Consider the following 17,781-nt stretch of genomic DNA (forward strand, 5'->3'; position numbering starts at 1 on the left):
AAGGGGGAGAATATGCAGAATAGAGAACAGATCGAGATCAAAGGGGCCTGTGTGAACAACCTCAAGCACATTGACGTGGAGATTCCAAAGGAAAAGCTGGTGGTGCTGGCAGGTGTCTCTGGATCGGGAAAGAGTTCTCTTGCATTTGATACCATTGCAACGGAGAGCGGACGGCAATGGCAGGCCACCTATCCGCTGTATCTGCGGAACCGACTGCCCCGGTACGAACGGCCGACGGTGGAGGACATCCGGAATCTGACCCCTTGTGTGGTGGTGGACCAGCAACCCATCGGCGCCAACGCCCGCTCCACGGTTGGGACGGCAGTGGACGTTGCGCCGCTGCTGCGTCTGCTGTTTTCCAGAGTGGGCCGGCCCAGCGCCGGAGGCTCCATGGCCTATTCCATGAACCATCCACACGGGATGTGTCCAGACTGTACCGGATTGGGTGTGCGGGTCCAGCTGGACGAGGAGAGGATGTTTGACCGGGAGAAATCCATTCGGGAAGGGGCCATTCGCTTCAGTCAGTTTTCCACAGGGAGCTGGCAGTCCTTTTACTACTACAACAACCCGCTGCTGGACCCTGACAAGAAGCTGCGGGACTTCACCGAGGAGGAGTGGCAGATCCTGCGGATCGGGCCGGACACGCCGCTGGTCATGGACTATGCCCGCAACAACACCGGACAGGTGTCAAAGCTCCCCTACGAGGGTGTGGTCTCCCGTTTCAACCGGCTGTACCTGAACCGCGACATCTCCGGGCTGCAGCGCGGTGTCCGTGAAGAGGCGGCCTGGTTCATGCGGCGCTCACCCTGCCCCACCTGCGGCGGCAGCGGACTGAATCCCAAGGCACTGGCCTCCCGGATCTGCGGCTTTAACATTGCGGAATGCGAAAAGATGCAGGTCAGCGACCTGATCCGCGTTCTGGAGAAGATTGACGATTCCCTGGGGCGGCCCATTGCCGGCCAGCTCCTCCAGTGCCTGCGGCGGATGGTTCGAGTGGGGCTGGACTATCTGAGCCTGTCCCGCCGGACGGACACGCTCTCCGGTGGTGAGGCGCAGCGGCTGAAAATGGTGCGGCATCTGGGGAGCAGTCTCAGCAACATCACCTATATCTTCGATGAGCCCACGGCGGGCCTGCATCCGGCGGACGCCAGGCGCATCGGGGACCTGCTGTTGGAACTCAGGGACCACCACAACACGGTCCTGGTGGTGGAGCACAACCGGCAGATCCTGGAGCTGGCGGACCATGTGATCGAACTGGGGCCGAATGCCGGCGAGCAAGGGGGAAGGATCGTTTACCAGGGGTCCGTGCAGGCTCTGTGGGATGGCAGTACACTGACGGCGGCATCTCTTCGGGAGCAGTATGCCATCAATACCCGTCCCCGGCCCTGGACCGAGGGATATCGGATCGAACATGCGGCGCTGAACAATTTGAAGGATGTGACGGTGACCATTCCAAAGGGAGTCCTTACCGCCGTGACTGGTGTGGCTGGTTCCGGGAAAAGCAGCCTGATTTGCCATGAATTTGTGGCACGGTATCCTCGGACCGTTGTGGTGGATCAGAGGCCCATCGGGACATCTTCCCGCTCCACTCCCGCCACATATACCGGCGTGATGGACGAGATTCGCAAGCTGTTTGCAAAAGCTAACCGCGTCAGTGTGCAGTGGTTCAGCTTCAACTCCAAAGGCGCCTGCCCGGTCTGCAAGGGGAAGGGGGAGATCACCCCGGATGTGGCGTTTGCGGACCCGGTGACCATCCGCTGTGAGGAATGCGGCGGACGGAGGTATAACCCCACCGCCCTGAGCTATACCTATCGGGAGAAGACGATCGAGCAGGTGATGGAGCTGACCGTGGAGCAGGCGGTGGCATTCTTTGAACAGCCGAACATCCGAATTCCACTCCAGGCGCTCCGGGAAGTGGGCTTGGGCTATGTGACGCTGGGGCAGCCCACCAGCACCCTGTCTGGCGGAGAGATTCAGCGGCTGAAGTTGGCCAGCGAGTTGCATAAGACGGGGAATATCTACGTGCTCGATGAGCCCACCACCGGTCTCCACAGCCAGGATGTGAAGCAGCTGCTGGGACTGCTTCGGCGGCTGGTGAGTCGCGGGAATACAGTCGTAGTAGTAGAGCACCGCATGGAGCTGATTGCCGCCGCAGACTGGATCATCGACATGGGTCCGGGGGGAGGAACACAGGGAGGCGAGGTGCTGTTCGCTGGAACTCCGGAGGAATTGCTCTGCTGCTCTGGTTCAGAGACTGGCTGGTATTTGGCAAAGAAAGTGTAATATCCCCTTCATAGAAAGTGGGTAGACAAGTCTTTACTTTTCGGCTTTGCAACCAGCTTTATTGCGCCTGATGTAACGACAAAAGGAGCAAAAGACGAAATGAGGAACGCCATAGGACGAAACCTCTATGGCGTTCCCCAATGATAATGGATAACTCAAGTGGTGTAACCTAAGAACTGCGGCAACGCAATCGTCAACGTGGGACAATAGGTGACGATGAAAAGAATGGCTACGCAGACAGCAGTAAACGGCAGGGATGCCTTTACTATTTTTTTCAGATCACACCCGCTGACGCTGGCGGTAGTATACAGTGCCATACCGAAGGGAGGGGTCAACATGCCGATCATGACATTAACTACCATGACCACTCCAATATGCACAGGGCTCACGCCCATGCTGGAGAAAATCGGGACAAAAATCGGAGCAAAGAGTACCAATTGGGCCGAATCTGAAATCCACATGCCATTGAACAGGCAGAATACATTAAAAATAAACAGCAGAAGATACGGAGAAATATTTGCTGCTGTACACCAGTTGCTGATCATGATAGGAACACTTTCCATTGCCAGAATCCAACTGATGACAGAAGAAAAACCGATGATTAAAAAAATGGAGGTGCTTCCTTTGGCTGTGGATTTTAGAGCTGCCCAGATGTCTGCTGCCTTTAATTTATGTGACATCAGAATATCCAGCAACAGGACATAGACCACTGCGATTGCTGATGCCTCAGTAGCAGTGAAAACGCCAGAGAGAATGCCGCCGAGAACAATCAGTACCATGAAAATCGCACCAAAGGAATTCAAAATGATCTGCAAGGCTTCTTTCTTGGAATAGTGCACGTCGCTTTTGGGAAATCCATACTTTTTTGCCATAATTGCGACTACAATCATCTGTGCCACGCCCAAGAGAATGCCGGGAACCAGGCATCCGGTGAACATAGAGCCCACTGACACAGACGCCAAGCCTGCGAACATTACAGCGGGAATAGACGGCGGGATAACCGGCCCCTGAATTGCGGCGGTAGCGGTGAGAGCTGCAGCAAATTCTTTTTTATATCCCTCTTCTTTCATCATGGAGATTTCAATGGGACCAAGAGCGGCAATACAGGCAAGACCGGAACCGGAAATGCAGCCGAAAATCATGCTGGCTAAAATCGTCACATATGCGACGCCACCTCGCAGCCTTCCAACGAATATTCTACAAAAACTAACTATACGGTCCATTAGACCTGTACGGCCCATCAATTCACCGGAAATCATGAATAGGGGAATACAGATGTAGATGAAGCTGTCCATGCCGGTAAACATGCGGTGAGCGTACATAATCAAATTGCTAAGCATATCGGGTTGCACCAAAAAATAACTCATGGCGGCGGTACCTATAGCCATGACGACTGGTGCACCAATCAGCAGCAAAATTAACAAAGTGGCGATAACCGTGATTAAAGCAACACTCATGATTCTGCTGCCCCTCCTTTCTTTTCAAAAAACAAAACAATGAGATTTAAAAAATATTGAATCAACATCAGTGCAGCCCCAATAGGAACGCTTAAATAGATCCAAAATTTGTCCAGGGGAAAACCGGAAATTGCGACACCCCAGTAGCTGACAGCCTGTAGCCAGCCATACCAAAACAAAACCACAAGAATCCCGACAAACAAAATTGTGTAGAAAATATCCCGGCCTCTTATAAATGCTTTTGGATAGAGATGATCCAAGAAATCCACGCGGACCAATTCGTTTTGCTGAATCAAAACGTTCCCGGTGAGAAACACCGCCCAAATCAGAGCATAACGAGTGTATTGTTCTACCCACATGGTGTTAGTTCCAAATACATAGCGGCCCAGTACGGAAATGAAAACGGCTACCGCGATCGTTGCAAGCAGTACAGATGCCAGGGAGAGCGATACAACTGAAATGCCCTTTTGTATTTTTTTTACAGTATTCATTTTCTTTCTCCTAACAGACCATGATTGGCGCTAGATCCACAGGCTTAATTCCTTCCAAGTATGTTTTCAGCATCAGCATAGGCACGCATAAACTGTTCATAAAAATCTGAGTCAATGGTGCTATCAATGATTTTCTGCACCTGCTCGGAACATGCGTCCTTAAAAGCCTGGCGTTCTTCGTCGGTGAGAGAGATCATCTCTACACCGCTTTCCTCCAGACGATTGATGATATTGACATTGTTGGCGGTAACAACACCCATGGTTGCGCGCTTGCCGTCTCTGGCTGCGCGTTCGATAATGGCCTGCTGGTCTTCCGTCAGGCTATTCCACGAGTCTTCATTCATGACGCACACGCAGACATTTGCGGCGTGCTGCGTATCAGTGATATAGTTGACGGTTTCGTATAGATTGTTCATAAACAAGGTATAATTGCAGTTTTCAAAGCAGTCAATGACGCCTGTAGAGGCAGCGGAATACAACTCTGTGAAGGCGACAGAAGTAGGTATGGCACCCCAGGATTCCACCATGGCGATGTGTGGGTCCAGTTCCTGAACGCGGGTTTTCAAACCAGCCATATCATCAATGGAATACACAGGGGCTTTCCATGTGTCCACATTGCGGAAATCAGTTTGAACCATGGTCAAAAGCCGCATGTTGGCTGCCGCTTGCAGTTCCGCACTCAATTCTTGAAGAATTTCACCGTCGCAGACGAGGTTACACACGTCAATATCGTCAATCAGATAGGGAATGTCAAAAATGCAGGCATTAGGAATCCAACCGGACAGGGCACCCACGGATGCAGACAGTGCAATATCCAGCGTGCCCTGTGAGCATTGCTCCAGGCAGGAAGTAGTGCCGCCTAGCTGATCGTTGGGGAAAATTTCAACAGTCATTTCACCGCCAGAGTACAGTTCCAAAGACTTTTTGAATACACGGGCATAAGCATTCCAAGTATTCTCTAGCATGCTGGTGTCATTGTCGCCATGGCTCATTCGAAGAACAATGGAAGCGCCTTCCAGTGGCTCAGCAGGCTGAGAAGACTCACTGGTTTGGGTAGATACGGTGCTGCTAGGGGTATTGGTGACAACATTGCAGCCAGTGAGAAGAGCACTCAGCAGTGATAGTGCTACTACGGAAGAAATCAACTTTTTCATATGTATCCTCCATTTTTTGGGGTGTTGTCTGATAAAAGAGTTGGCAGGGTTGAGGGAAAGAGAACGCTTGTGTACCTGTACGACGGCGTTAATGATTATGTCCTTAATTGCTTTATATTGCGGCAATTTGCCCAGTTGGCTTTCTGCGGTTGACCGTCCATGGCGGAGAGTAGAGATTTGGCTGCCATAATGGCTAGCCGTTTTCTGGACTCGAGAGTGTCTCCACCTGTGTGGGGTGTAACAATTACATTGTCCAGCTGGAACAGAGGATTATCTTTAGAAGGGGGTTCCGGGTCAAACACGTCCAGTGCTGCGCCTGCAATTTCCCCATTGATGAGAGCTTGGTAGAGATCTCCCTCATCCAGCATGGGGCCTCGTCCAAGATTGCAGATATAGGCGGTCTTTTTCATGGACCGGAATTGAGCAGCTTTCATCATGCCTCGGGTCTGATCGGTGAGGGGCAGATGGAGCGTGACAAAATCCGCAACCCGCAAGCCGTCTTCCAGATGGTTCACTTTTTGGACGCCCTGTGCTTCCATAACATCGGCGGGGACATAAGCATCATAAGCGAGTATATTCATACCAAAAACTCGGGCCTTCTCAGCAACACTTTTGCCGATACGACCAAAACCAATAAGCAAAAGGCTTTTGCCTTGCACATCACAGGGAAGGTTGGTGTCGCGATAACTCCAGTTTCCCATACGGACATTCTTGTCAGCTCGCAACAAGTTCTGAGCACATGCAAGGATAAACAGCATTGCGTGTTCGCTGACGGTGGTATAGTTTCCATCAGGGACATTGAGGGCCATGACTCCGTTTTCGGATGCGGCGACTACGTCTACATTGTCCAGGCCGACGCCGGGCTCCTGGATGGCTTTCAGGGTAGGACAGGACTCAAAGATACGACGGGAAATTGGTTCTAGGCGGGCAATCATGCCTGTCGCTTGGTTTTCATTAATTACGCGAATTAATGTAGATTCTTCCCCATCGGGGGCCATTACGACCTTGCAGCGTTCCTTGAGATAATCAACACCAGCTTGATGGATGGTAGGGTGAATCAAAACTACGGTGTGTTCCATGTGCGTGCTCCTTTCAACCTTTGAAAATGCCGAAAGACGTGCGGACCATAATAGGGTCCAGCGTCTGCTGCCAGGCGGTGAAGGCTCCGGCGGCATCCAACAGTTCCAGCGCCTGCATGTTGATTCCTCCGGGGGTGCTGACGGTTGCCATGTGGTGCACGCCCTCTTTGTCCATTCCGCAGGCCTCTTGGCATACGGCCGCAAACATATTGGTCACATATGTAGTCGCTGCGTCAGCGGGAACACCCTGTGCAATGACCCAATCAATTACATGATCCATGACGGCAAAAATAGGGGCGAACAGACCGGTGACAGAGCCAAATACAGCGGCCTGATAACGACTGTCTACATTGACAATTCTGCCGATGTGGCCAAATATTTCGGCTGCTTCCGGGATGGCGGGACACTGAACAATGGGGCCAGGGTAGAAACTTAGGTATGTTCCAGGGATCATGTGCAGCATAATGCTGACATCTGTATTCATCCAACTGCGAATTTCTTCCACCGTTTTATCGAACATCACGTTAATGATTTTGTGGTCCGGGCGGAACTGCAAGGATCGTATTACTTCTTCACCTGCCTGGGGCCAAACAGCGATTATAACCCAATCCGATTGATTCACGCATTCTTGCAGGCTGGATGCGACTGAAACTCTTTCGGGATATTGGTTCCGCAGGGCTTCACATGCTTCCGGGCGCATATCAGATACGACCAGGTGATAGGGGGTGTCCTGCGCACGCTCACAGAATCCGCGCACCATAGCGCTGACAATAGCGCCGGCCCCAAGAAAGCCGAGGACAGGCAGTTGATCAGACTTCATGATTGTCGCTCCTTTTCAATAGGGATCAGTGAGCCAGCATGCCGTGTTTTTCCAGTTCACTGTACAGCAAAGACTTAGTGGCGTCATCAGGCTCACAAATGGGAGTGGTCCACTCACCGATTTCCTGGCCCATCAGGCTCATAGCATACTTGAGGGGAGACGGATGCATGCCGTTTCCAAACAGACCCTTTACCAAGGCATAATACCGGAAAATCAAATCGTGGGCACCTTTGGTGTCGCCAGCCTTGGCCAGGCGGAAAATTTTTGCGTACTCGGCCGGCAGAACACAGGAAGCAGCGATAACGCCGCCTTTGGCGCCAGCTAGGACCTGATCGGCAAAGGCCAGATCAGAGCCGCTGAATACAGCGCCATCATTACCGACCAGGCGGACGGCATTGAGGAATTGCGAGTAGTCAGAGCATTCCTTTACGCCGATAACCGAAGGGATCTCCCGCATCATTTTTGCCAGAGTTTCAGGCAGTACGTTGGTTAAAATGCGCCCGGGATAATTGTACACGATAATTGGAAGGCTGACAGTCTGCGCCAGTTCTGCAAAGTAATCATAAATGCCCTCCTGTGTGACGGTGACGTAGTAGGGAGGAAGAACTACCAGGGCTTCTGCGCCGGATCCTTCTGCGAGCTTAGCATTTTCTAAAGCAGCGCCCAAACCGGGTTCCAACACGCCCGCCAGAACAGGGACGCGACCTGCGGCGCCTTCTACAACAGCTTTAATTGTATCTTCTCGCTGCTTCGCGGTCATATTTACGTATTGACCGCTACCTGCGGAGGCAAGTACCGTATTTACGCCACCCCGAATACAAAAATCGGTGTGGGCTTTGACCATGTCTGCATTAACACTGCCGTCACGATTGTACATTGTACATAATGCCGTCATGACTCCGTCAAATTTCGCATTTCTCATAGTAGTCCGGTTCCTCCTAATTGAAATTAAGTGTTTTTCGGTGAAAATAATGCGAATTCAGTATATAATTTGAACAATGAATCGCTTTTTGTTCACCGATTATAAGAAAATTGTAGCGATTGACATTGCGTCAATGTCAATCGCAAATATTTGGGGGGAATTTATTCTAATTTGTCAAAAAAATGCGTAAATTGGTGGCCGGTGAAGTGCTTTCGCAGAGAAAACACCTTTCCTTCCTATCTCGCTGCGTTAAAGTTTTTCGGAGTGGGACAACGAAAAAACGGTTTGTAGAATAAGTTCTTATAATGGTTCAATATGGGTAATTTTTGTGAGGATTAAAGTGCTTTTTCTCTGTAAGAATATTCGCTTTCGTGCGGAGAAGTTTTTATTAAAAATGTAAAAAATTCCTGGATTACAAATGCCGAGCCAGATAGGCACGGTTTTATAATCAATACAGTTTGCTGCTGCATCATAAGAGATATGAAGGGAAGGAGTGCTTATTTTTGAAGGAGTATTTTCAAAGGAAAGACACACAAATAAGTATTGGTGAAATGGCTGAACTTTTTGAAGTTTCTCCAAGGACTCTGCGACTATACCACGATATGGGATTGTTGATTCCCCAGTATATAAACGACAGTAATGGCTATCGCTATTATGCACAGAGTCAATTCTCCCGTTTGGAAAAAATACTGCAAATGAAATCTCTGGGATTGTCATTGCAGCAAATAAAAACCATGCTTGAGCAAAAGGATCTGTCCTTGTTTGAAGCGCTTTTGAACGAGCGTATTGATAGACTGAATGAGAAGATTGCTCAAGATACGGCGTCACGGGATATTCTTATCAAGCAACTAAATAGCTGTGCAAAACTGCGAAATCCACCGGTTTTGGATTCTGCTTTTATTGAATTTATTCCTAAGCGCTTTGCCCTTGATTTTCAAATTGATGCGTATGATTTGAAAGAGGATTACTCCAACGGCTCACCCTGGGAACAGGCCTTAGGTCAAATAAGAGGCACTTTGCTTAATCATCATCTTTCTCCCTCCCTCCTGTATCAGGCTTGCTGTACCATTACAAAGCAGAATCTAATAGAAGGGAGGTACGTTTGTAACGGAGCATTGCTTCTTACAGATGCCCCTATACAGACTGTACTTCCTCAAAAAATTGTGCAATCCGGGACTTATGCGTGTCTTTATCGAAATTATTGCGCGTTGGATGGTCAATCTGAATCGGTTGGGCTTGATCAACTTCTCCTGTTCATTCGAGATAATCACTATCAAATTACTGGAGATTATTTGGGAGAGGTTTTGGCTAAAACGTCAATATATGATTATAGTGACAGTACAATTTTGGTTAAGTTTCAGATTCCAATTAAATTTCCGGCACAAGAAAAAACAGTTGATGATTAAACCGTGTCCCTCTATATGTGAGAAAACTTGAACACATAACTGATCTTGCTTTGCGGCAAGCCGAAGCCCGATAACAGAATATTTTGGTAAGAGTTTTTCGGGATAGTTATGAATTACAAAAAACACAACTTGGATTGACTCCTTGTGTCAACTGACGACAAGAGTTCATTGGAAATAGCCATTACAGTTTGCTTCCATATTTAAAATAAAGCTAAAAATCTCTGACAACGGGAGTTTATGCCAATAAACGGAATTTACTGACATCTGTGGCAAAAAGGATATTTTCAGTACCTGTGGGAAGATTGCCTTTTATTCCTGTTTGTTCTGTGCTATGTTAACAAAAACGAGATGGTCGGCATTCCAGGTGCGATCGCGGCAGGATATCTAACTGCCCGGTGTATGTCTACAGAGAATTCCCTCACAGCGAAAATACTGCCCGGCAGGGGAGCGGCCAAGGAGGTATCCATGGAACAGATCTATCGTCAGCTCGGTGAGCTGGCCCGCCGGTATGGAGCCCGGAAGCTGGTCCTCTTTGGTTCCCGGGCCAGGGGGGATTTCCGTGAGCGCAGCAATATTGACCTGGCGGTGTACGGAATGCCCCCGGAAAATCGGACCTCCTTCTGGCTGGATGCGGAGGACCTCCCGACGCTCCTGATGCTGGATATCGTCCATGTGGCCTCTGATATGGACTCTGAATTCTTATCGAACATCGAAAAGGACGGTGTGATCCTTTATGCTGCAGAAAGTTGAAAATTACCGCAAGGCTGTAGAGCGGCTCAGGGAGGCCCTGTCCGATTTCGCCCAAAATTCGGACTCCACCGTCATTCGTAACGGCGTGATCCAGCGTTTTGAGCTCACCTTTGAGCTGGCCTAGAAGTTCCTGCGGGAATACCTGGAAGACCAGGGGCCGACATGAGCGGGATCGTTTTCTCCAAGCAGGTATTCAAGGCCGCTTATGCCGCGCAGATCATCAGTGACCAGCAGGTCTGGCTGGATATGCTGGCCTCCCGCAATATCACCGCTCACATGTACGATGACGCGCAGGCGGCTCAGGTCGTTGCGGATATCAGCATCGCTATATCGACCCCTTACCGCCCTGGCTGAGCGCTATCTGGAAGCATGAAATAGAGCCGGAGGTCCGAACTGTTCCGCCTTTGACGCAGACTACTATTTGACTACTATCGAAAAAATCCCCGGAGGCATTGCTTCGCAATGCCTCCGGGGATTTTCTGTAAAACCTTGCAAATCTGTCCAAAACCCACAAAACCATTGGCCCCAACGGTTTCACGTTTGACCGCCTGAAGACTCCGACTCTGTAGGCCACTGGCTTGAATTCAGCCGGGCGCTGAACGGCTCAGATGGAATGAATTTGCCCTCCGCAAAGGCTTTGACGGCTGCCAAAACGCTTGTACGTTGCAAAAGCGCGCTGCTTCACGCAGAACTGGGGCTGGCTGACCGTATTATAGAGCGTGCAGACATAACAAAAGCCATCGCAAGCAAACTGCTTGCGATGGCTTTTTCTGCCGGAGATTTCAAAGGATACCTTTTGAAATTAAAAGATCTGGGATTTCGCCGGCTGGATTGCAGAGCAGCTGCTGCGAGGTCCGGCAAGGATGCGTTTACTCCATCCAGTGGATCCAGTTGGCAGCAAAGAGGTTGTCCTTGAGACACACAAAGTGGAATGACCCGCTCATAGGGATCTCCGCCAGATCGAACCGGGCCAGAGTTCCTGCTGTCAGCTCCCTGGCCGCCACCGGTGCGTACAGGAAAGAAATGCCCAGCCCATTTGCCACCAGGGATTTGATGGTGGAAAAATCGCTGATGGTCACCACGCCGGGGAAGCTGTCCAGGGAGCAGTTCCGGCGGTGGAGGCCCTCCTCGAAGATGGCCCGGGTGCCGGAGCCCGGCTCCCGCAGGATCAGCCGCTCACCGGCCAGCTCGTCCAGCGCCACCGCCCGGCCTGCCAGCCGGTGGTCGGGGGCACAGACGCCGAAAAACGCCTCCTGCCGGTAGAGCCGGGCATCGTAGCGGCTGCGGTCAAAGTAGCCCTCCACCAGAGCAAAGTCCAGCCGGCCCTCCTCCAGCGCCTGCAGCAGCACCTGGGTATTGTCCACCAACAGAGAAAAGGAGGCCTCCGGCTGGGAGCGCAGGAAACGCTCCACCTGCGGGGCAATGACGTATTCCCCAATGGTTTTGGAGGCGCCCACCCGCAGGGAGATGGGGGCGGCCGCCGCCATGACGGTTTCGATCTTCCGGCTGTTATAGGCCATGGAGCGGGTGAATTCCCGCAGCCGGACCCCCGCCTCTGTCAGCCTCAGGACTTTCCCCTCGTAGGAAAAGAGGCGGCAGCCATAGTGCGCCTCCAGATAGTGGATATGGTGGGTCACCGCGGGCTGCGTCAGGCACAGCCGCTCCGCTGCGCGGGTATAGTTCATGGTTTCGCACAGAGTGAGAAATGTGTTCCAGCGCGGATCCAGCATTGCACATCACCTATTATGTAAAATTATTGATATATAATAATTCTTCATTTTATTTTATCAATAAACCGGGCTATAATCAAGAACAGACAAGCCCAATACGCTGAGAAAGAGAGAGGAATCACATGAACTTTTTGAAAAAAACGGGAGCCGGACTGCTGCTGTGCCTGGTTCTGGCTATCCCCAGCTGGCTGTTGGGGCGCGCTTTCCCGGTGATCGGCGGACCGGTCATCGCCATCCTGCTGGGCATGGTGGTGTCCCTGATCCTGCGGGACCGTACCCGCTACCAGGCCGGCATCGCCTTCACTTCCAAAAAGATCCTGCAATACGCGGTGATCCTGCTGGGCTTCGGACTGAATCTTTCCGAGATTGCCAAGGTGGGCGCCCGGTCCCTGCCCATTATCTGCACCACGATTACCATATCTCTGGTGATCGCGTTTTTGCTGCGCAGGTGGATGAAGATTCCCGCCAATATCTCCGTGCTGGTGGGTGTGGGCTCTTCCATCTGCGGCGGCAGCGCCATCGCCGCCACCGCTCCCGTCATCGGAGCCGACGATGAGGAGATCGCCCAGGCCATCTCCGTGATCTTCCTGTTCAACATCCTGGCGGCGCTGTCCTTCCCCACCCTGGGCGGCGCCATGGGTATGAGCAACGAGGGCTTCGGCCTCTTTGCCGGCACTGCCATCAACGACACCTCCTCCGTCACGGCGGCGGCCTCCACCTGGGACACTCTCCACGGCACCAACGGCTCGGTGCTGGAGTACGCTACCATCGTCAAGCTGACCCGGACCCTGGCCATCATCCCCATCACGCTGGTGCTGGCTGTCTGGAGGACCTGGCAGGCCAAGCGGGGCGGCGGCGCCTCCAGCGGCTCCTTCGACATCAAGAAGATCTTCCCCTTCTTCATCCTCTTCTTCGTCCTGGCCTCCGTTATCACCACCGTGGCCACCATGTCCGGCGTAGACGCCGGCGTGTTCAAGCCCTTCAAGGAGCTGTCCAAGTTCTTCATCATCCTGGCCATGGCGGCCATCGGCCTCAATACGGACATCGTCAAGCTGGTGAAATCCGGCGGCAAGCCCATCTTCATGGGCGCCTGCTGCTGGGCGGGCATCACCTGCGCCAGCCTCATCATGCAGCATCTCCAGGGGCTCCTGTAAAACTTTTCCACATCGCTGAAAAACAGAAAGGAAGCGGATCGCTATGTACGACATCCTCATCATCGGAGCGGGTCCCGCGGGCATCAGCGCGGGCATTTACGCCGTCAGCCGGGGCAAACGGGCCTTGGTTCTGGAGAAGGCCCAGGTGGGCGGCATCATCGGCAAGGTGTCCACTGTCACCCATTACACCGCCATCGAGACCCAGGAGACCGGCGCCACCTTTGCCGCCCGCATGAAGGAGCAGGCCCTCCGGGCCGGGGTGGAGATCGTCTACGCCGACGTCACCGGCGTGACGCTGACGGGGGCGGTCAAGACCGTCGTCACCGACAAGGGCACCTATGAAGCCAAACGGATCATCCTGGCCAATGGCGGCACGCCCCGGAAGCTGGGTATCCCCGGCGAGGCGGAGCTGGCCGGCAGGGGCATGGGCATGAACGCCGCCCGGGACGGCGCCGCCTATACCGGCAAAAACGTCTACGTGGTGGGCGGCGCCGACGGCGCCGTGAAGGAGGCGCTGTACCTGGCCTCCTTTGCAAAGCAGCTGACCATCATCCACTTCGAGGACCAGCTGGGCTGCATCGCCGAGTTCCGCCAGAAAGTGGCCGCCGCCGGAAACATCTCCCTGCGGCTGGCCTCCCGGCTCCGCGCCGTCTATGGGGAGACCCGGGTGGAGCGGCTGGAGATCGCCAATGAGCACGACGGTACCATCGAGACCGTGGAGGACCCCGGCTGTGGGATCTTCGTCTACGCCGGCGTGACCCCCAACACGTCCCTCTACACGGAGCTGGCCCTGGAGGACGGATATATCCCTACCAACGAGAAGATGGAGACGTCCATCCCCGGCGTCTACGCCGCCGGAGACATCCGGGTCAAGCAGGTGCGCCAGGTGGCCACTGCCGTGGCCGACGGTGCCATCGCCGCCATCAACGCCGCCATGTGAGACGGGGCAGGCTCTGCCCGGATCCTTTCATGTGTCGTACGGGTGAGTCAAAACCTCCGGCTGAGCCGGAGGCTTGAGTAGGCCCTATAAGGGCCAGATACGGACGAAGCCCCTTAAGGGGCCCCGAAAGGTTTGCCGACTGCATTTCTTTCTCGGGCTACCCCTTAAGGGGTTCCTCTTATGCCTTCTTGTTCTCGCGACCCGTAAACGGGTCAACAAACTCTTTCAGCCCTATCTGGTCTGCTATTTGATCCGATGCCAGTTGATTTCGGATATACTCTGCTATCTGCTTTTTATTCCGTCCCACTGTATCCACATAATATCCTCTCGCCCAAAAGTGCCGATTCCCATACTTATATTTTAGATTCGCATGTCGGTCAAATATCATCAGACTGCTCTTCCCCTTTAAATACCCCATAATCTGTGACACGCTGTACTTGGGTGGGATACTTATCAGCATATGGATATGATCCGGACACGCTCTGGCTTCTATTATTTCTACCCCCTTCTGCTGGCACAGTTTCCTCAATATCACTCCTATATCCTGTTTTATTTGTCCATATATCTCCATCCTCCGATATTTTGGTGCAAATACGATGTGATATTGACATCTCCAACTCGTATGCTCTAAACTACTTATGTCTTTGTCTTTCACGATGAAGACCTCCCTGTTATCGTAGTTGTGTGGTCGGCAAACCACTTCTACCTTATCAGGGAGTTTTTTCTTTTTCTACTTTTCTCCTCGCTTTAAGCTATTTTTTACCCCCGGCTTAGCCGGGGGTTGCCTTTGGTACCACCAAAAACGAACCAGCACTGCGGCTGATTGCTCAGCCGCAGTGCTGGTTTTTCCTGTTTGCCGGGGGAGGACGGTCCGCTCCGGATCTTTTTGGACCGGGGCGGGCGGCTGACGGTTTGCAGCGCGATCTGCCAGCGTGTACAGCCCGGACGCTGTTCAGTCAAGTATCCTGTTCTGCGTGCCGGAAGCGGGGTTCTGGGCGCGGAACAGGTCCACCACGGCGTCCGCGCAGCGGCCGGCCTCCGCCACATCGCCGGCCACCACGGCCTGGAAGATGCGGTTGTGGCTCTCGTAGATCTTCCGGTTCAGCTCCGCCCGCTGCTGACGGGAGGCGGTGCGTACGGAGCGCTCCACCCGCTCGGTGGCCAGGAGGATGACGGCGTCGTTGACCAGAATGGCCAGGCGGTTGTGGCTGGCCGCCGCCAGGGCATGGTGGAAGTCGATGTCGTGCTGCAAAAAGGCGTCGTCATTTTCGATGCTGGCCTTCACCCGCTCCAGGGCCTCCGCCATGGCCCGGATGTCCGCCTCCGTGCGGTGGAGGGCGGCGAAACGGGCGCAGCCGAAATCATTGAGATAGCGGTACTCCGTCAGCTCCCGCAGGTCCAGGTCTCCGCTGGAGAGGTACTTTTTCAAAGGGGCGGAGAGCATGTCGATGGAGATGCCCTGGATGATGGCGCCGCCGGCGCTGCCCACCTCAATGGTGATGAGCCCGTCCTGCTGGAGCATCCGCAGGGCCTCCCGGATGATGTGGCGGCTGCGCTGGAACTGCTCGGCCAGGACCCGCTCGGAGGGCAGCCGGTCTCCCGGCTTCAGCTTTCCGCTGACGATCCGCTGGTAGATCTGGTCATAGATCACGTCGGGCGCCTTCTGGGTCTGCGCCGGAGAGAATGCCTGCATGTCCGTATCCGCCACCTCCTGTCTCCGTCGTTTTTCTTGTAATGTACCATGTTTTCCGAACCCCGTCAAGGCGCGGCGGAGGGGGCAGACGCCGGGAGCTCGCACCGGATCTTCGTGATTTTGTGCAGAAAACACGGCGGGAATCATGGATTCTGCGCATTGACAGGGAAACGATGTTGGACTACTATTTTGTCAAATGGTTCAACCATTCAATCAAAAAGAAAGCGAGGCATCAGTATGGATCTTTGCGGCGTGTCCTTTGCCGGAAAGACCGGGATCATTACCGGCGGGGCCCAGGGGATCGGAAAGGCGATCGCCAGACAGTTCGTGGACCTGGGCGGAAAGGTGGTCATCGTGGATATCAATCCCGAGACGGCAAAAAAGACCTGCGAGGAGCTGGGAAACGCGGTGTATTACACGGTGGATCTGGGCGATGCCGAGCAGGTGCCCCGGGTGTTCGGACAGATCGTGGAGGAGCAGCGGGTGGACATCCTCATCAACAACGCGGGCATCGTCAGTGTGGCGGACTTCGATCAGCTGACCCTGGCGGAGTGGAACCGGGTCATCGCCATCGACCTGACCGCTGTGTTCCTGGCCAGCCAGATCCTCTTCCGCCACATGGCGCAAAACGGCGGCGGACGGATCGTCAACGTGGCCTCCATCGCCGCCAAGGTGGGCGGCGGCTACCTGGGGACTGCGGCCTACGCTGCCGCCAAGGCGGGCGTGATCTCCCTGACCAAGAGCATCGCCAAGGCGGGCTCCGGCAAGAACATCTACTGCAACAGCCTCTGCCCGGCCTATACCAAGACGCCCCTGGTCAGCATCCTGACGGAGGAAAAGGAGCAGAGAGTCCTGGAGGCCATGTCCCTCCACCGGCCGGCGGCTCCGGAGGAGGTGGCCTCCGCGGTGCTGTTCCTGGCCTCCGACGCGGCCAGCTTCATCCAGGGCGAAAACCTCAACTGTGACGGCGGGATGCTGATGAACGGCTGAGACCATACATGCAATGCCCCCTCCCCGCACCGGCCAGAGTGCGGGGAGGGGGTTCATTCTGCCGGGACAGGAGCCGCTGAAGGAGCCGCGGTTTCGGGCGTTCAGCGTCCGGGACGGAGGGGAAACAGATCGTCCAGCAGGTCCCGGACCTCGGGAAACATCAAAAAGGCGGCGGCGTAGCCCAGAGCGGTGCCGGTCTGCAATTTCTTCCGGATGGTCCCGGCGTCGTCAAAGAGGACGAAATGGGTCTGCCCCTCGTGGGTGTAGGTGAAGTACCGGGCGCACAGCTCCTGGGAGAAGAACACCGCCGGGTCCTCCCGTTCTGTCAGGGCCTGGAATTCCTCCGCCGTCAGAGGCCGGCCCTCGCCGGTCCGGGCGGGGAGGGTGAAGTCCATCCGCAGCCGCTGTACGTCCAGAGCCAGCTTCCCGGCGCCGCCGGCGGCGGAGGCCGCCTCCCGCAGCCGCTGGGCGAAGTCCCCGCCGGAGAGGGCCGTGCAGATCAGCGTCACGGCGCCGGGCACCGCCGGGCCATACTCCTCCGGCACATACAGCGTGCGGCGGGTCTGGGTCAGGACCGCGGCCAGCTGCCGGGCGAAGGCCAGGCGGTCGGGGGAGCGGGACTGAAAGTCCAGCAGCACGCCGGTATAGCCCCGGCGGCCGCACTCCCGGACCGCCGCAGCGGAGAGCTTTTCCGGGTCGTCGATGGGCGGCGCCTCCTGGTCGGTGACGGCCAGCAGACCGCCCCTGGCCTGGAGCAGCACGCTCTGGCGCAGCAGCACGGAGCCCTCTCCCACCCGGTAGGCCACATGGGCCAGGTTCCGGCAGTGGCGGGCGGCCTCCTGGAGCTGTCCCGGCGTGACGGCGAGATACACCTGCAAACGATCTCCCCCCTTGTGGTTTTTCCGCGAAGCT

At 54.4% G+C, this 17,781-nt stretch carries 18 protein-coding genes; 8 read left to right on the top strand and 10 right to left on the bottom strand.

What is annotated here, in order from left to right; all coding sequences use genetic code 11:
- Window positions 1-12: 12 nt before the first annotated feature.
- A complete protein-coding gene (locus ACVDHE_RS11310) occupies window positions 13-2,283 on the top strand; it encodes an ATP-binding cassette domain-containing protein (protein WP_458884638.1) in 2,271 nt (756 codons plus the stop codon).
- Between the two features lie 155 nt (window positions 2,284-2,438).
- Here the strand turns inward: ACVDHE_RS11310 and ACVDHE_RS11315 are convergent, their stop codons facing one another.
- The 6 genes from ACVDHE_RS11315 to ACVDHE_RS11340 all read right to left on the bottom strand — a co-directional run bounded on the left by ACVDHE_RS11315 (window position 2,439) and on the right by ACVDHE_RS11340 (window position 8,206).
- On the bottom strand, window positions 2,439-3,740 hold the full coding sequence (locus tag ACVDHE_RS11315) for a TRAP transporter large permease (RefSeq protein WP_458884639.1): 1,302 nt from the start codon (window positions 3,738-3,740) through the stop codon (window positions 2,439-2,441).
- Window positions 3,737-4,231 carry a TRAP transporter small permease gene (locus tag ACVDHE_RS11320; RefSeq protein ID WP_418503993.1) on the bottom strand — a complete coding sequence of 165 codons (495 nt, stop codon included), beginning with the start codon at window positions 4,229-4,231 and terminating at the stop codon, window positions 3,737-3,739. Before ACVDHE_RS11320 ends, ACVDHE_RS11315 begins: the two co-directional genes overlap by 4 nt.
- Window positions 4,232-4,275: 44 nt before the next feature.
- Window positions 4,276-5,385 (bottom strand): TRAP transporter substrate-binding protein, encoded by a 1,110-nt coding sequence (locus ACVDHE_RS11325; RefSeq protein WP_418503992.1) that lies wholly within the window; start codon window positions 5,383-5,385, stop codon window positions 4,276-4,278.
- Between the two features lie 95 nt (window positions 5,386-5,480).
- Complete coding sequence (locus ACVDHE_RS11330; protein WP_458884640.1) at window positions 5,481-6,464, bottom strand: hydroxyacid dehydrogenase; 984 nt, start codon at window positions 6,462-6,464, stop codon at window positions 5,481-5,483.
- Window positions 6,465-6,477: 13 nt separating this feature from the next.
- Complete coding sequence (locus tag ACVDHE_RS11335) at window positions 6,478-7,284, bottom strand: NAD(P)-binding domain-containing protein (RefSeq protein ID WP_458884641.1); 807 nt, start codon at window positions 7,282-7,284, stop codon at window positions 6,478-6,480.
- A gap of 25 nt (window positions 7,285-7,309) precedes the next feature.
- The gene (locus ACVDHE_RS11340) at window positions 7,310-8,206 is read right to left on the bottom strand and encodes a dihydrodipicolinate synthase family protein (protein ID WP_458884642.1); all 897 of its coding nucleotides are present in this window, start codon (window positions 8,204-8,206) and stop codon (window positions 7,310-7,312) included.
- Window positions 8,207-8,709: 503 nt separating this feature from the next.
- Between ACVDHE_RS11340 and ACVDHE_RS11345 the strand changes: the two genes are divergently transcribed.
- The 4 genes from ACVDHE_RS11345 to ACVDHE_RS11360 all read left to right on the top strand — a co-directional run bounded on the left by ACVDHE_RS11345 (window position 8,710) and on the right by ACVDHE_RS11360 (window position 10,716).
- Window positions 8,710-9,612 carry a MerR family transcriptional regulator gene (locus ACVDHE_RS11345; protein ID WP_458884643.1) on the top strand — a complete coding sequence of 301 codons (903 nt, stop codon included), beginning with the start codon at window positions 8,710-8,712 and terminating at the stop codon, window positions 9,610-9,612.
- 465 nt (window positions 9,613-10,077) lie between these two features.
- Entirely contained in the window at window positions 10,078-10,362 is a 285-nt protein-coding gene (locus ACVDHE_RS11350) for a nucleotidyltransferase family protein (protein ID WP_418503987.1), read from the top strand.
- Complete coding sequence (locus ACVDHE_RS11355; protein ID WP_458884644.1) at window positions 10,346-10,486, top strand: nucleotidyltransferase substrate binding protein; 141 nt, start codon at window positions 10,346-10,348, stop codon at window positions 10,484-10,486. The genes ACVDHE_RS11350 and ACVDHE_RS11355 overlap by 17 nt, the downstream gene beginning before the upstream one ends.
- Before the next feature lie 38 nt (window positions 10,487-10,524).
- A complete protein-coding gene (locus tag ACVDHE_RS11360) occupies window positions 10,525-10,716 on the top strand; it encodes a nucleotidyltransferase substrate binding protein (protein ID WP_418503985.1) in 192 nt (63 codons plus the stop codon).
- Between the two features lie 515 nt (window positions 10,717-11,231).
- Here ACVDHE_RS11360 and ACVDHE_RS11365 read toward each other — a convergent pair.
- Entirely contained in the window at window positions 11,232-12,092 is an 861-nt protein-coding gene (locus ACVDHE_RS11365; RefSeq protein WP_458884645.1) for a LysR family transcriptional regulator, read from the bottom strand.
- Between the two features lie 122 nt (window positions 12,093-12,214).
- On the opposite strand from ACVDHE_RS11365, the gene ACVDHE_RS11370 reads away from it, so the two are divergent.
- Together ACVDHE_RS11370 and ACVDHE_RS11375 are read left to right on the top strand one after the other, a co-directional pair.
- Window positions 12,215-13,246: a YeiH family protein gene (locus ACVDHE_RS11370; RefSeq protein ID WP_458884646.1), complete on the top strand. Its 1,032-nt coding sequence runs from the start codon at window positions 12,215-12,217 to the stop codon at window positions 13,244-13,246.
- A gap of 43 nt (window positions 13,247-13,289) precedes the next feature.
- Window positions 13,290-14,186 carry an NAD(P)/FAD-dependent oxidoreductase gene (locus ACVDHE_RS11375; RefSeq protein ID WP_458884647.1) on the top strand — a complete coding sequence of 299 codons (897 nt, stop codon included), beginning with the start codon at window positions 13,290-13,292 and terminating at the stop codon, window positions 14,184-14,186.
- A 178-nt stretch (window positions 14,187-14,364) separates the two neighbouring features.
- Here ACVDHE_RS11375 and tnpA read toward each other — a convergent pair whose 3' ends face one another.
- Together tnpA and ACVDHE_RS11385 are read right to left on the bottom strand one after the other, a co-directional pair.
- Entirely contained in the window at window positions 14,365-14,844 is a 480-nt protein-coding gene (tnpA, locus tag ACVDHE_RS11380; RefSeq protein WP_087270007.1) for an IS200/IS605 family transposase, read from the bottom strand.
- A gap of 294 nt (window positions 14,845-15,138) precedes the next feature.
- The gene (locus ACVDHE_RS11385; RefSeq protein ID WP_458884648.1) at window positions 15,139-15,879 is read right to left on the bottom strand and encodes a FadR/GntR family transcriptional regulator; all 741 of its coding nucleotides are present in this window, start codon (window positions 15,877-15,879) and stop codon (window positions 15,139-15,141) included.
- 237 nt (window positions 15,880-16,116) lie between these two features.
- Here ACVDHE_RS11385 and ACVDHE_RS11390 point away from each other — a divergent pair, with 237 nt between their 5' ends.
- Complete coding sequence (locus ACVDHE_RS11390; RefSeq protein WP_458884649.1) at window positions 16,117-16,869, top strand: SDR family NAD(P)-dependent oxidoreductase; 753 nt, start codon at window positions 16,117-16,119, stop codon at window positions 16,867-16,869.
- Window positions 16,870-16,970: 101 nt separating this feature from the next.
- Here ACVDHE_RS11390 and ACVDHE_RS11395 read toward each other — a convergent pair whose 3' ends face one another.
- Complete coding sequence (locus tag ACVDHE_RS11395) at window positions 16,971-17,741, bottom strand: hypothetical protein (RefSeq protein WP_418725461.1); 771 nt, start codon at window positions 17,739-17,741, stop codon at window positions 16,971-16,973.
- Window positions 17,742-17,781 lie beyond the last annotated feature (40 nt).

The organism is Dysosmobacter sp. Phy (assembly GCF_054476235.1).